Annotated in this window: 16 protein-coding genes; 12 read left to right on the forward strand and 4 right to left on the reverse strand. The window is 43.4% G+C overall.

Features of this window, described 5'->3' with window-relative positions; all coding sequences use genetic code 11:
* Positions 1–258 precede the first annotated feature (258 nt).
* From LAJ61_RS08850 to radA, 12 genes are all read left to right on the forward strand, one after another.
* Positions 259–852 (forward strand): 6-pyruvoyl trahydropterin synthase family protein, encoded by a 594-nt coding sequence (locus LAJ61_RS08850; protein ID WP_224053615.1) that lies wholly within the window; start codon positions 259–261, stop codon positions 850–852.
* Between the two features lie 75 nt (positions 853–927).
* Positions 928–1,365 carry a tRNA (adenosine(37)-N6)-threonylcarbamoyltransferase complex ATPase subunit type 1 TsaE gene (gene tsaE, locus LAJ61_RS08855; protein ID WP_219333037.1) on the forward strand — a complete coding sequence of 146 codons (438 nt, stop codon included), beginning with the start codon at positions 928–930 and terminating at the stop codon, positions 1,363–1,365.
* A complete protein-coding gene (gene mutL, locus LAJ61_RS08860) occupies positions 1,358–2,959 on the forward strand; it encodes a DNA mismatch repair endonuclease MutL (RefSeq protein ID WP_224053616.1) in 1,602 nt (533 codons plus the stop codon). The genes tsaE and mutL overlap by 8 nt, the downstream gene beginning before the upstream one ends.
* Positions 2,960–2,986: 27 nt before the next feature.
* A complete protein-coding gene (gene miaA, locus LAJ61_RS08865) occupies positions 2,987–4,039 on the forward strand; it encodes a tRNA (adenosine(37)-N6)-dimethylallyltransferase MiaA (RefSeq protein ID WP_224053617.1) in 1,053 nt (350 codons plus the stop codon).
* A 157-nt stretch (positions 4,040–4,196) separates the two neighbouring features.
* Positions 4,197–4,742, forward strand: a complete 546-nt coding sequence (gene hfq, locus LAJ61_RS08870) for an RNA chaperone Hfq (RefSeq protein ID WP_224053618.1) — start codon at positions 4,197–4,199, stop codon at positions 4,740–4,742.
* Between the two features lie 361 nt (positions 4,743–5,103).
* On the forward strand, positions 5,104–6,072 hold the full coding sequence (locus LAJ61_RS08875) for a KpsF/GutQ family sugar-phosphate isomerase (protein WP_224053619.1): 969 nt from the start codon (positions 5,104–5,106) through the stop codon (positions 6,070–6,072).
* 42 nt (positions 6,073–6,114) lie between these two features.
* Positions 6,115–6,639 carry a KdsC family phosphatase gene (locus tag LAJ61_RS08880; protein WP_224053620.1) on the forward strand — a complete coding sequence of 175 codons (525 nt, stop codon included), beginning with the start codon at positions 6,115–6,117 and terminating at the stop codon, positions 6,637–6,639.
* Positions 6,640–6,803: 164 nt separating this feature from the next.
* The gene (lptC, locus tag LAJ61_RS08885; RefSeq protein WP_224053621.1) at positions 6,804–7,376 is read left to right on the forward strand and encodes an LPS export ABC transporter periplasmic protein LptC; all 573 of its coding nucleotides are present in this window, start codon (positions 6,804–6,806) and stop codon (positions 7,374–7,376) included.
* Between the two features lie 183 nt (positions 7,377–7,559).
* On the forward strand, positions 7,560–8,069 hold the full coding sequence (gene lptA, locus LAJ61_RS08890) for a lipopolysaccharide transport periplasmic protein LptA (RefSeq protein ID WP_224054841.1): 510 nt from the start codon (positions 7,560–7,562) through the stop codon (positions 8,067–8,069).
* 57 nt (positions 8,070–8,126) lie between these two features.
* A complete protein-coding gene (gene lptB / locus LAJ61_RS08895) occupies positions 8,127–8,870 on the forward strand; it encodes an LPS export ABC transporter ATP-binding protein (RefSeq protein WP_224053622.1) in 744 nt (247 codons plus the stop codon).
* Between the two features lie 38 nt (positions 8,871–8,908).
* On the forward strand, positions 8,909–9,343 hold the full coding sequence (locus tag LAJ61_RS08900; RefSeq protein WP_060994791.1) for a PACE efflux transporter: 435 nt from the start codon (positions 8,909–8,911) through the stop codon (positions 9,341–9,343).
* 170 nt (positions 9,344–9,513) lie between these two features.
* Positions 9,514–10,911 carry a DNA repair protein RadA gene (gene radA, locus LAJ61_RS08905; RefSeq protein ID WP_224053623.1) on the forward strand — a complete coding sequence of 466 codons (1,398 nt, stop codon included), beginning with the start codon at positions 9,514–9,516 and terminating at the stop codon, positions 10,909–10,911.
* Between the two features lie 77 nt (positions 10,912–10,988).
* On the opposite strand, the gene LAJ61_RS08910 is transcribed toward radA, so the two are convergent.
* The 4 genes from LAJ61_RS08910 to LAJ61_RS08925 all read right to left on the reverse strand — a co-directional run bounded on the left by LAJ61_RS08910 (position 10,989) and on the right by LAJ61_RS08925 (position 14,541).
* Positions 10,989–11,321 (reverse strand): hypothetical protein, encoded by a 333-nt coding sequence (locus tag LAJ61_RS08910; protein ID WP_224053624.1) that lies wholly within the window; start codon positions 11,319–11,321, stop codon positions 10,989–10,991.
* A gap of 199 nt (positions 11,322–11,520) precedes the next feature.
* Positions 11,521–12,315, reverse strand: a complete 795-nt coding sequence (locus LAJ61_RS08915; RefSeq protein ID WP_224053625.1) for an ABC transporter ATP-binding protein — start codon at positions 12,313–12,315, stop codon at positions 11,521–11,523.
* A gap of 72 nt (positions 12,316–12,387) precedes the next feature.
* Entirely contained in the window at positions 12,388–13,293 is a 906-nt protein-coding gene (locus LAJ61_RS08920) for an ABC transporter permease (protein ID WP_050324121.1), read from the reverse strand.
* A gap of 180 nt (positions 13,294–13,473) precedes the next feature.
* Positions 13,474–14,541, reverse strand: coding sequence for an ABC transporter substrate-binding protein (locus LAJ61_RS08925; protein WP_224053626.1), 1,068 nt, complete (start codon positions 14,539–14,541; stop codon positions 13,474–13,476).
* Between the last annotated feature and the right edge of the window lie 212 nt (positions 14,542–14,753).

Below are 14,753 nucleotides of genomic sequence, written 5' to 3' on the forward strand. Positions count from 1 at the left end.
CTTTATATAAAAAAGAGTCAGCTAAAAAAACTCATTTTTTAACAATAACTGTCTATCCCCAAGTTTTTATATTAGCACAGTTAGCGATTTAAGACGTGAGTTACTGTCCTAAATGTGACGAGATTTTTTGTTGATGTTATGGGTAAATTTAGGTAGACAAATTTGGGCACATGACTAAAATTCGCTTAACTTGCCCAATAGCTTTATAATAGTCAGCATTCAAACCTTTATTACTGCTAAAAAAATGCGAATCCTATTATGAGAATTAGAAAGCTGTTTAAATTTGAAAATGCCCATATCGTGCGCAATTGTAGCTCCGATCGCTGTAAGTACTCGATTCATGGGCATAGTTACCAAATCGAGCTGATTTTAGAAGCGCACCGCCTCGATCACGGGCAAATGGTGTATGATTTTGGGCTGTTAAAATCATCGATTAAAGACATCATTGATAGTTTTGATCATGCTATTTGTTTTTGGGATAAAGATGACCCCGACTATATTGACGCTTGTAAAAAATTTAGCGCGCGCTGGATTAGTTTGCCTGTTTCGCCCTCGGCAGAGCAGTTTAGCCGCGTGGTGTTTTTTTGGGCAAGAGAAATCTTAAAACAAACCCAAATGCAAAACGGTGAAACCGATGTCAAAGTGTATTCCGTCATCGCCCACGAAACAGCGACAGGCTACGCACAGTGCTTTGAAGACGATGTCGATAATGACCAAATGGGCGCGTTGACCCTGGGTGATTTTGAATTTAGCGAGCAAGTAAAAGCCGAATGGCATGACCCCTTGATGTATGACAAATTAAAAAAAGGCGAGAAATTTGTCAATCCGACAGTGGTTTTACAAGTTGACTAAGCTGTTGGTATCTGATGGGGTTGTTGCAACAATTTTTGATTCAGGACAAACATGGGGCAAGCTGGGAAAATCGACATGAATAAAACTATCCTCTTAAAATCCGAAACCGACACCCAAGCCTTCGCTAAAGAGCTTGCCGAAATGAATTTAACCGGTAGCGTGTGGCTGTCGGGTGATTTGGGGGCGGGTAAGACCACGCTTACCCGCTATTGGCTACAGGCAATGGGTCATACAGGCGCGGTAAAAAGCCCGACTTTTACCCTGGTTGAACCTTATCGTATTACGCAGGATGATGGTACAATTAAGCCGGTTTACCATGCCGATTTATACCGTCTTAATGATCCTGAAGAATTGGAATTTATCGGCTTTTATGAATACCAAGATGAGCCAAATAGTTTGGTGATTATTGAATGGGCGAGTCGTGCAGCAGGCTATTTGACGCCGCCCAATGCCACCCTTGATATCAAACGCCTGGATGACGAACAACGAGAAGTGACGATAAGTTTTGCCTGACAACCGTATTCATAAATTATCCCCACTACTTATCAACCAAATCGCCGCTGGCGAGGTGGTGACGCGCCCTGCTTCTGTGGTTAAAGAACTGATTGAAAATGCTATCGATGCCAGCGCTACCCATATTCGCATCGATATCGAACAAGGCGGGCTTGGGTTGATTCAAATTAGTGACAACGGCATGGGAATTCATCCTGATGACATGACGCTTGCCGTCACTCGCCATGCCACCAGTAAACTTGCTAATGTCAGCGAGTTGGTTGGTATTCATAGTTTAGGCTTTCGCGGCGAGGCACTAGCCAGCATTGCGGCGATATCGCATCTGACATTAACCAGTAGTCACAATGACAGCGGTATAGGGCAGCAGCTGAGCGTGAGCGGTAGTGAGGTAAGCCAAGCTACTATTCGTCCTATCGTAAAACATCGCGGCACGTGTGTCAGCGTTCGCGATTTGTATTTCAATGTGCCAGGCAGACGCTCGCACCTAAAAAGTATTGCCACAGAATTTGCCCATATTGAACAAGTCGTGCAGCGATTAGCGATTAGTTTTGCCGATGTGCAGATTGAATTATATCATCAAGACAAGCTGCGTTTTAGCTTAACGCAGTCAGCCCAAGCCCCTCACCAAAATTTACAGGGTGCTGCATTGCCTTTTTTGCCCGCGTTTAGTTTGGCGCGGCTTGAACAAGCGTTAAATTTGCCCTTGGCTGACATTGCACAGCCATTTTATTTATCGCTGCAAGGTTTACAAGCGCAGACAGAGGAGTTAAGTGCCCAAGTCACCGGCTGGTTTTTTATCACCCATAGAAATAATCTGCCAAAACTGATTTATATCAATCATCGTTTGGTCAGTGATTTAGCGATTAGTCAAGCCATACAAAAAGTGGGTCGCAAACTGGGTATTGGTATCGATAATTCACTACAAATGGGCTATGCGTTGTCTTTTGAGCTGCCTGCCGAGTGGATAAATGTCAATATTCACCCAAGTAAACAACAAGTTAAAATCCAACCATTGACCAATATATTAGCTTGGTTGTCTCAGCATATGCTAGAGCAATTGCAGCCTAAAATGACGGCGTTAAACACCCTGCAACGGCAAGCTTGCATGACAAAAACTAATAACAGTCACGTCGATAAATTTCAAAACTTGCCTGCGGGTGAAGCTACCCCCATTCACTATATAAAGCCTAATGACCAACCCAAACCCACCAATCACATAACTCACGTTGCCGAAAATCAGTCAATTTATCAGGTGGCAACCCAGATGGAAAATCAGATAGCAAAAAAGGGTGCTGTTGATAGGTTAACGGATAGCGACTCGATACAGCTAGTGACTTTATTTGAAAACAAGCATGAATTTGAAAGACAGCATCAATGTGAAAACCAGCATCAAACTTTTGCTTTAATTCTTTGGCAAGGATATTTCTATCTGATTGATTTACAATACCATCATATAGACAGTTATGATAAAGCGTATGTTCAATCTTATTTGAATCAAGCTGATTTTACCCAAATTGCCGATAATGCCATTCGAGTCAGTGAAACTGACATGCTACAATGGCTGCTGTCGCATTCGCATTTACCTAATCTCTAGTAATCTTAACAATCCCCAGAATAAGCTATGATAACAGCCGATAAACAAGACGTGATTTGCCTTATAGCACCTACTGCCAGCGGTAAAACAGCGTTAGCGTATGAACTCTACGAAACAGGCAAATATCGTCTTATTTCGGTAGATTCTGCCTTGATTTATCGGGATATGAATATTGGTACCGCCAAACCGACACGTGAAGAATTGGCAAAGTATCCGCATGCGCTCGTTGACATCATCAGTCCTGAGCAAAGCTACAGCGTTGCCCAGTTTGTAGGCGATGTGGACTATCATATCAATCTTGCTCATCAGCAAAATAAAACACCTGTGCTAGTGGGTGGAACGATGATGTACTATATGGCACTGATTCAAGGTATCAATGATATCCCAGCCACCTTGCCAGAGACTCGCCAACAAGTCACTCAACTGATTGCCGAGCAGGGGATTGAACAGCTGCATGCTTATTTAACCCAGGTAGATCCCATCCTGGGTAAGCAACTCAAAACCACAGACACCCAAAGAATTGGCAGAGCGTTGGAAATCTATCTACAAACAGGTAAGCCATTAAGTGCTTGGCAGAATCAGCCCGCTAGGGCGTTAGCCGACAATCCACATCAGCGTTGGCAAATTTTAGCCGTGATGCCAGATCGTGATTGGTTACACAAGCGCATCGCACTTCGGCTAGATATCATGTGGCAACAAGGTTTTTTGCAGGAAGTGATTGCCCTGCGACAACAATATCACCTCACGGCTGATCTGCCATCCATGCGCTGCGTTGGCTATCGGCAAGCTTGGGATTTTTTAGAAAAAGTACAAAATACAACAATGTTTACACATGATAATAATGAAGAAAATTTTCATGATAATGTGGCGCGTTTTTTACTAAACACGCACAGCTCCCCAATTGAAGATTATAGACAAACTATGCAAAATGAGGCATTATATGCTACAAGGCAGCTAGCAAAACGCCAATATACATGGATGCGTAAGCTAGTAAGTACACAACAATTGGTTGAGCGGTTTGAGATAACACCCTTAACAACTATTGATCAGGCAAGAACGCTGCTAATAAAAACAAGTTAAAAGCAGTAGTATGCCTGGGTAATACTTATAATCGCTTGTTTAGTATAGTTCTTACTATCCGTGTTAAGCCACTAAGCTGTCATTTAATGTATAATTAAAAAGTCGTCTAAAAATATAATAATTTAACTAACTTTCTGTTTATTTCTGGGAGAAACCTATGTCAAAAGGTCAAACACTACAAGACCCTTTCTTAAATTCTTTGCGCAAAGACCGTATTCCAGTGTCTATTTTTTTAGTCAATGGTATCAAGCTTCAAGGTCAAATCGAATCTTTCGATCAATATGTGGTGTTACTCAAAAACACTGTCAGTCAAATGGTGTATAAACACGCTATTTCAACGGTAGTACCAGCCCGTAATCCACGTTCAGCCACGCCAATGCCAGGGGCAAGTGGCTACGGTCAATCTAGCCAAATGGGCTTTGGTCAAGCAGGCGGTTTTGAACAATCAGGTTACGGCGCAAATCGCACAGGGTTTGCTAATCGTGGTGGCTTTGGCGATCGCGGTTTTGATGGGGGCGGTTATGACAATGACCAACGTGGCTACCCGCAGGAGCGTACAGGGTTTGCGCAAGCACCGTATGATCGTAGTGGTTTTGCTGACCGTGGTTTTGATAGCGGCTATGACAATATGAATTTTGAGCCTACCAAAGACGATGCCAATTTTGACGATGATACAAACGGTAATGGTGAAGACAAGTACTAATTTTTAAATTCAAAGCATAATATTAAGTGGCGAACCCTATCAGTGTTCGCCATTTTTTATAGCTTTTATAACTTGTCTTTTATACTTTATTTGGAACTGATTTAGCAATGCCTAGATTGTTAATATAAACTCGATGAAATGTTGTCAAAATATGTATTTTCAGACTTATCCCGTGAATATTGGCTGAAATTACGCTATGATAATCATACTTTAAAAAATTTCAATTTTTCAGCTTTAAAGATTGTTTATGCTAACTATTAAACATAAACGCCCGAATAAGCGTATAGCAATAAGCGCATAAGGATGAGTGCCCGAAAAAAGCGCACCAACAGCCATCTTGAAAAATTAGTGAGGAATTATCTTGGATGCATCGGTTGATTATTTAAAGCATGCCAAAGACGCTATCAAAACAGAACAACATGCTTTAGATTTGCTGATTGAACAGCTAGATGAACGATTTGTGACCGCTTGCCATTTGATCGAAAACTGTCAGGGGCGTGTGGTAGTAACAGGCATGGGTAAGTCAGGGCTTATTGGTCGCAAAATTGCAGCGACTTTTGCCTCAACAGGAACGCCGTCTTTTTTTATGCACCCTGGTGAAGCAGGTCATGGCGACTTAGGCATGTTGGTCAAAGGCGATGTGTTAATTGGCATCTCAAACTCAGGTGAGTCAGATGAAATCCGCACGTTACTGCCTGTGGTAAAAAAATTGGGCATTCCGCTCATTAGTATCAGCCGTGACAAACGCGGTATTTTGCCAAGATCTGCCGATGTAGCTTTGACTTTAGGGGCATCTGAAGAAGCATGTCCCCTTGGTTTGGCACCGACATCAAGTACCACAGCTACTTTGGCGCTAGGAGATGCGTTAGCGGTGGCGTTGGTGCATAGTAAGCATTTTACCTCAGAAGATTTTGCTTTATCACACCCTGCAGGGGCATTGGGTCGCAAATTATTGACCCAAGTAAAAGACTTGATGCATGTAAATAACCTGCCAACTATTGATGAGCATTCGACGCTTAACGAAGCCTTATTTAGCATGACGGGTGGTAGACTGGGGATGACGGTGATTACCAATGCGAACAATCAAGTCGTGGGCGTATTTACCGATGGTGACTTGCGCCGTAGCTTAGCCCGCCAATTGGGGCTTGATACGCCGATTAGTCAGGTGATGTCAACCAATCCAAAGTCCGTCAATCCTGATGTGCGTGCGTCTGATGCGCTGACATTAATGAATGAACAAAAGATAAATCAGCTATTAATCATTAATGATGATAAGACTTTAGCGGGTATTTTGACCTTGCATGAGCTACTGCATGCGGGTGTGAATTAATAGGCTTAAAATAACTAGGCTTACAATAATAAGGATAAGGCCATGCAAAGTCTGCTCACTAAAGCAAAAAACGTTAAACTATTGGTCATGGATGTGGATGGTGTGTTGTCTGATGGAAAAATTATCTATGATGCCAACAGTGTTGAAACCAAAGGCTTTAATGTTCAAGATGGCTTTGGTATTCAGCGTATTCACCAAGCAGGGATTCAAACTGCCATTATAACGGGTCGTACTAGCGACATTGTCACGCACCGCGCCAAAGAATTAAAAATCACCCATCTCGTGCAAGGGCGTGAAGACAAATTAACGGCGCTCAATGAATTGTTAGCTAATATTGGTATCTCGTTAACAGAGTGTGCGTATATCGGTGATGATTGGCCAGATATCAAAGCCTTGCAATCCGTCGGATTTGCTGTAGCCGTGGCAAATGCCAATGGCGAAGTCATCAAGCGTGTGGATATGGTTACCACGCGCTCAGGCGGAGAAGGGGCTGTTCGTGAGTTATGTGATTTGCTTTTAAAAGCAACCGGTCATTACGATGATATTTTGGCAAGTTATGTGGTTTAGTGCATGTAAGTTGGTTTAAGGGATTTATGCTAAGGGATTTGTTCTAAGTGATTTTTTTGAAAGTGATTTGTTTTAAGCAATTTTTTTTAAGTGATTTGGCGTATGCGGTTTAGTGTGGTAACGTCCGTTTTTATCAAATTTTTCGGCAATGTTAGGTGGCAATCGTGTCAACAAAAACGCTATTTATTTTAGGCTTATTATTTATTATCGTATCGGCCTATTTTTATGCGCAAAACGATGCTCGCTTGACCCAAGTGTCACTTAAACCGACCGATATTGATTACCAAGCAGAGCAAATCAAAGCGCTACAAACGACCGAAACAGGTAGTGTTGGCTATCAGTTAACAGCGGCGCAGGTAACCCATTACCAAAATGCCAATACCGCCGTGATGTCCAAGCCACAGATTGTTATCCGTCCAAAAAACGAGCGTGAAGTAACCTTGGTGGCTGACCAAGCGCAATTGGATGAAAATAAGCAGATTGCCAAACTGATAGGTAACGTGACCTTAACCAGCGTTCCCCTGATCACTCAAAATACCAGTATGTCGAATTTGCCCGTTAAAATGATAGGTAAAAACTTTGTCGGTGATTTGGTCAATAATACAGTAATGACTAATGAACCGCTTACCTTTATCCAAGGGAATAATCGGTTTGATGCCAAACAATTTAGTGGTGACTTGGCAACGGGTGATTACGGTTTTGGACAAGTGAGTGTGATGATTCAACCTGCACAGTAGCCAACCCTATCTCTATGGAGTAGAGTGGCTACTGTTAAGATAGTAATTCAGTTGCGATGTTGACGGGATTTAAGTAAGTATCAAAAATCTTTAACTTCGGTGCTAATTTAATCTATATTGTTGATTTTAAAATTTTTATATAAAAGGTTTAACATGATTGTGGTGAAGACTCGACAATTAATAATGGCTGGCGGTGTGTTGGTTGCTGGCATGCTTGCCGCATCGAACGTGGCAAACGCCTTGCCATCAGACGCCAATGAGCCGATTCGGTTGTTGGCAGACAAAGCGACGTACAGTGAGCGCTCTGGGGTGACAAGCTATACAGGCAACGTCACCATCAGCCAAGGCACGCTAAAAATGGCGGCGGATAATTTAACCGTCAATTTGACGCCGACTCGCGCCATCGAAAGTGCAGTTGCAACAGGGCGTCCTGCCACTATCCAACAAATTGTGACACAAGAGAAGGGTTTGGCTAAAGGTCAGGCGAATCGAATTGATTACAATGTCAAAACAGGGCTTGTCACCCTCACGGGTAATGCGCGTTTGACCCAAAATGGCGGTAGTTTTTCTGGCAATGTCATCCATTACAGTCTAAAAGTGGGTGATATTGAGGCAAAAGCAGGGAATAACCAACGAGTTGAACTGGTATTTCCGCCACAATCAACCAACCGTGTGGGCGTTCGCAATCGCTAGTATTGTTTAACTTGCTTTCGCTTTGTTCATTGCTATTGTTTAGTTCTAGGATTTATTATGTCGCAACCGCAAGCCAACCAGACTCTAATCATGCAGCACCTTGCCAAACGCTATGGCAAGCGTTGGGTGGTTAAAGACGTGTCTTTTTCGGTAGAACAAGGACAAGTGGTTGGGTTACTTGGTCCAAATGGGGCGGGCAAGACTACCAGCTTTTATATGGTCGTTGGTCTGGTCAATATGGACAAAGGGCAAATACAGCTCGGTAATCGGGATTTGTCGGCATTGTCCATGCACGAGCGCGCCGCATCAGGCATTGGCTACTTACCGCAAGAAGCGTCAATTTTTCGCAAATTAACCGTTGAAGAAAATATTTTATCGATTTTGCAGACTCGCACAGATTTGGATAAAGCGGGGCAGCAGCAGCAACTTGAGCAGCTGATTGGGGAATTTAATTTGGGTCATGTGCGCCACTCATTAGGGATGAGCGTTTCTGGCGGTGAGCGCAGACGCTGTGAAATTGCCCGCAGCCTTGCCTCAAATCCCAAGTTTATTTTGCTTGACGAGCCTTTTGCGGGAGTCGACCCGATTTCGGTAGGCGATATCAAAGAGGTGATTATTAAGCTCAAACAGCGCGGCATCGGCGTGCTCATCACCGATCACAACGTGCGTGAGACTTTGGCTATCTGTGAACATGCCTATATTGTCAGTGAAGGACAAATTATTGCGGCAGGTACGCCAGAGCATATCTTAGACAATGAGTTGGTACGTAAGGTCTACTTGGGTGAAAACTTCATGGTCTAGCAAGCAGGGTTTAGTAAGATTGTTCAAGGCAAAACGTGATGACCACCAAAGCACGCATCTGGCAAGCGATGTTATTTGAGACAATCGCCATACTGCTATCACTAGGCTGGGTAAAATTACTCAGCTTTTTTGGCTTTACGGGTAGTGAATCACAGCATAACTCAAGTATATTGGCGCTGCTGATTGGCATTTCGCTCATCGCCATGATTTGGACATTTATTTATAACTTACTGTTTGATAAATTTTTTACCGGTGAAAAACTGGCTCGTCCGATATGGCTACGGGTACTGCATATAGTGGGGTTTGAAGGTGGCTTGTTGGGCTTTACCTTACCACTGGTCATGTGGGTGATGAATATTGGACTGTGGCAGGCGTTTATGCTCGATATTTCGTTGACCTTACTTATTTTGGTGTATGGGTTTATTTTTTACTGGATTTATGACCTAGTCGCCCATAAATATAGTCGCAAATAACAGCAATCTTGCGTGTCAAAACTGGTGTGTCAAACATAGCTCGCTATCGCTAATTTCATCGCATTAATTTTATTGCATAGTTTATCCCTCTCACCACCAACAATACGCTTTAAGTTTCTTTATTTTTAAATTTTCTTTATTTTTAAATTTTTCTTTGCAAATTGGACGCTATGGCAAAATCAAAATCATCCTACGTGTGTCAACAATGTGGCGCAAACTTCGGTAAATGGTCGGGACAGTGTGCCGAATGTGGCGCATGGAATAGCCTTGTCGAAGCGCCGATGGTCAGCATGCCACATCATAAACCTGTCACCAAAAAAGCTAGCAACTACGCGGGCGAACAATCGAGCGTCATGCCACTTAATGCTGTGCCTATGTCACTCGATACTAGGCTACCAACGGGTGTTGGTGAATTTGATCGGGTGTTAGGCGGTGGCTTAGTAGCAGGTTCTGTGGTGCTGATTGGGGGTGATCCTGGTATTGGCAAATCCACTATTTTGCTACAGACGGCGATTCACATGGCAGAAAATCACAGTCTAGCCGGCAGTGCGCTGTACATTACGGGTGAAGAATCGTTGTCACAGGTGGCGATGCGGGCTAGTCGTTTGGGGCTACCCAATAACAATTTAAAAGTATTGGCAGAGACCAATGTTGAAATAATCTGCCAAGCCCTAACCCAAGAGCAACCAGTCGTCGCTATCATTGACTCCATTCAGACTTTGTTTACCGAAGCCATCCAATCCGCGCCAGGCGGTGTCAGTCAAATCCGTGAGTCAGCGGCGATTCTGACGCGCTATGCCAAGCAAACGGGTACAGCGTTATTTTTGGTCGGGCATGTGACCAAAGAAGGGGCGCTGGCAGGCCCTCGCGTGCTAGAACATATGGTAGATGCGGTACTGTATTTTGAAGGGCAATCGGACAGCCGTTTTCGAATGATTCGTGCGGTGAAAAATCGTTTTGGTGCCGTCAACGAGCTGGGCATTTTTGCCATGACGGATGCAGGGCTCAAAGAAGTGGCGAATCCATCGGCGATATTTTTAAGTCGCTATGATAAACCGATTGCAGGCTCAGTGGTCATGGTTAGCCGTGAAGGTACCAGACCACTACTGGTTGAAGTACAAGCGCTGGTGGATGAATCGCAAGGACAACCTAGGCGCATGGCACTAGGTTTAGATTATCAGCGCTTAGCCATGTTGCTGGCAGTGATGCACCGTCATGGCGGTATCCAAACCAATGGGCAAGATGTGTATGTCAATGTGGTAGGCGGGGTCAAGGTGCTTGAAACAGGCTCAGATTTGGCGGTTTTATTGGCCTGTGCGTCTAGTATCAAGGAAAAGCCTTTGCCTTATACCCTAGCGGTATTTGGTGAAGTGGGCTTGTCGGGTGAAATCAGACCGGTGCCCAATGGTCAAGAGCGTCTAAAAGAAGCGGTGAAACATGGCTTTACCCATGCGATTGTACCCAAAGCCAATGCCCCAAAAACGCAATTAGAGCAATATCAAGGCCTCAAAATTATCGCGGTTGAGCGACTAGATGATGCGATTGATAGCGCCTTTAATTATCTATAAATAAAGGAATCATCTATAAATAAAAGACATAAAAAAAGCTGAAAAGTAACATTTCAGCTTTTTTATGATTGACTTTTTTATTCTGCATCAGCCGCAAAATTAAAGTATTTAGATTGGCTGGAAACGATTTTTTCAACCGCTTCAATCACTTCATCCACCACATCATCATACACCCCATAGTGAAGCTCATTGCGAAACGAGGTAAACGGACTTTTACGTAGACCTGAACGCACTTCGGTGATACCACTTTTATGGTAAATAAAATCGACTTTACCATTGGTGTTTAGTACACAGCTTAACCGTCCATCTTTTACCATCATATCCACGCGCTCGGGCATAAAGATGTATTCATTGACATTTAGCGTTTTGTCTTCGACAGCTTTCGTAACAAGTGATTTTAAATCAAACATAGTGACCTCAAAGGATATTGTTTTTTATAATTAAAATTGAGAAAAATAGCAGTATTGTCACTGCTTGCTTATCCAGTGTTATTATGAAGAATTAATTTATCACTGTGTGTAAAAAAATGGATAACTTATGTTATCCATTTTCATCTTGTTAAGCGCTAGCGTTTATTTAACCCAGCGTATTTAATTGAGCCTAGTTAATTTAGCTTAAAATTAAGCTATCATCTTCTACCACTTCGCCACGGGTGCGTTCAAACATATTGAGTAAATCATGAACAGTCATGCCTTTGCGTTCATCGCCTGATACGTCTAGTACCACTTGTCCTTGGTGTAGCATGACGGTGCGTGTGCCGTGATTGAGCGCTTGCTGCATGGAGTGAGTGACCATCATGGTGGTGAGATTGTTCTCTTGGACGATTTTATCGGTCAGTTGCAAGACGAAAGCGGCGGTTTTTGGGTCAAGGGCAGCCGTGTGTTCATCGAGTAGTAAAATTTTTGACGGCTGCAGAGACGCCATTAATAGGCTAACTGCTTGGCGTTGCCCGCCTGATAATAAACCCATACGGTCAGTGAGTCGATTCTCTAACCCTAATTTTAAAATCGCCAGTTTTTCACGGAAAATTTCACGGTTTTTGTGATTCAATGCGCCTTTTAAAAAACGCGATTCGCCACGCTTGTAAGCAAGTGCCATGTTTTCTTCAATGGTTAAGGCTTCACAAGTACCTGCCATTGGGTCTTGGAAAACGCGTGCTACCCAGTGTGCCCGTTGGTGGGCAGATTTTTTGGTGACGTCAATATTGTTTAAGGTAATTTTGCCGCTATCGACCCGAATCGTGCCAGCAACGGCATTTAAAAACGTCGACTTACCTGCGCCGTTGGTACCAATGACCGTGACAAATTCACCCGCCTCAATACGCAGGCTGATACCACGTAAGGCAGGATTTTCGATGGGCGTACCAGGATTGAAGGTCAATCGTAGGTTGTCTGCGTTCATCATAAGGCATTGTCCTTTTACTTTACTTTATAAGTTGTTAAGTGCCAAAGTTAAAATCAACTCTTTGATACCAAGTTAAGCGGCATGCTTATGGCGATTGCTTAAAATTTTTGATTTAATTTTTGGTAGGATTAAAGCAATCACCACCAGTAGTGCGGTGACTAAGTTAACATCTTGAGGACCAAAACCAATCGCACGTAAGGTATCATTTGACAACGCAATTTGGATAAAGAATTTATAAAGAATCGCCCCGACAATAGCAGATAGGGTAATCCACAGCATTTTTTTGGCCGGGATGATGGTTTCACCAATGATAACGGCAGCAAGACCAATCACAATGGTACCAACACCAATGGAAATATCGGCACCCCCTTGGGTTTGCACAAAAATCGCACCAGCAAGCGCAATCAGCCCGTTAGAAATCGCCATACCTAACAAAATGCTACGAGAGGTAGCAATCCCTTGTGCTTGTGACATTCTAAGGTTAGAGCCAGTTGCTCGCATCGCCAAGCCCATCTCAGTGCTAAAGAACCAATCTAAGAAAAACTTGGCAGCAATCACCACACCACCAATCACCACACAGCGCATCCAATAGCCGTTACTATCGGTCACCAGTTCGCCAAATATCGTTGGCTCACCAAGCAATGCCAAGTTTGGCGCTTGCATAATACGTAAATTGACGGCATACAGCGCGACCATCACCAAAATACTGGATAGTAACTGTAAAATACCAAGTTTGACATGTAGCCAAGCCGTTACCAAACCTGCAACACCGCCAGCAAGCATACCAAAGATACAAGCCAGCCAAGGGTTGACATCCGCGATGATTGCCACACCCGCGACAGCACCGCCTAAGGGAAAACTACCATCTGCGGTCAAATCTGGAAAATCTAACACCCGAAATGAAATGTATACGCCCAAAGCCACTAACGCATAGATTAGACCACTTTCTAGGGCACCGAATAAAGCAAGTAACGACATAACTGTTCACACAAAAAAGTAAAGACCGCTTGTTAATTCAACAAGCAGTCAGGTGTTAAGGTAAACCAAGTGGCATTAAGCGTAATGCGACTAAAGTACAAATACGCGCTTTGAAACTTTAGTTGCCACTGGGAAATTAAATTTGCAATCACATTAAAACAGCTAAAACTAACGAATGATTTATTGTTTAGCTTTTGGCGCAGGTTCTACTTGGGCTGCCTGACTAACCAAATCTTGTGGCAGCGTAATACCAACTTCTTGCGCGTGTTTTGGGCTAAGGTATAAATCAAGCTTATTCATAGTGATAGGCTTGATGGTACCTGGTTTTTCGCCTTTTAGGACGCGTCCAACGATTTTACCTGTTTCGATGCCTAAGTCTTTGTAGTTGATACCCATCGCCGCGACTGCACCACGGGCAACGGAGTCAGTATCGGATGCCACTAGAGGGACTTTGATTTCTTTAGCCGCTTGGTAAAGTGACTCATAAGCGGATACCACGTTGTTGTCAAGTGAGGTATAGATGAGCTGAACTTTACCTTGTAGACCACGAGTGGCTTGTGGAATATCGGTAGTGCGCTGTGCAGGTGCTGCAACGATGCTAATACCCATCGGTTTAAATTTTGTTTCAAGCTCTTTGAGTACCACGGTTGAGTTGACTTCCCCTGGGCTATATACATAGCCGACTGATTTGAGATTTGGTACGACTTTTTTCATCAGCTCAATCTGTGGCTCAAGTGGCAACATATCTGATGCGCCTGTCACGTTGGTGCCAGAGGCTTCCCAAGATTTTATCAGTTTCGCTTCGACAGGGTCGGTAACCGCAGAGAAAATGACAGGAATTGAGTTGGTCGCTGCAATGACGGATTGCGCCGATGGGGTAGCAATGGCAACGATGGCATCGGGTTTATCGGCGGCAAATTGTTTGGCAATCTGACCGGCAGTCGCCGTATTGCCTTGGGCTGATTGGAAATTTACTTTAAGGTTTTGACCTTCCTTAAAGCCTTCGTTGCCCAGCTCTTCAATCACACCTTGACGAACGGCATCTAATGCTGGGTGCTCAACGATTGCTGTGATAGCAACAGACTTGGTATCGCCTGATGCAGCTGTCGTTGCGCTCGCTGTGCTTGCAGTACTGGCATCAGCTGTTTTATTGTTAGATTGGCTACAGCCTATCAGGCTTGCCATACAAATTCCACCTAGCATCATTGCTTTGGTTAAACGAGAAACACCAAATGTAGCGTTCAACATATATCACTCCAAAAATCCATCCATAGGGTAACAATTAAATAAAGGGTAAATCTTAAAAAGGAAAATCTTACACTTCAATAACAATATCATACAGCATTGTTAAACATTATTTACATTTTATCAGCTAATCTTGCAGTCGCATAGCGTTATATATGTTAGGCAAGTTTGCCAACCATGATTAAAACTTTGGGTTACTAGTTAAAAGGTGTTTT

The sequence above is a fragment of the Faucicola osloensis genome (assembly GCF_020041925.1).
Taxonomy (GTDB): Bacteria; Pseudomonadota; Gammaproteobacteria; order Pseudomonadales; family Moraxellaceae; genus Faucicola; species Faucicola osloensis_D.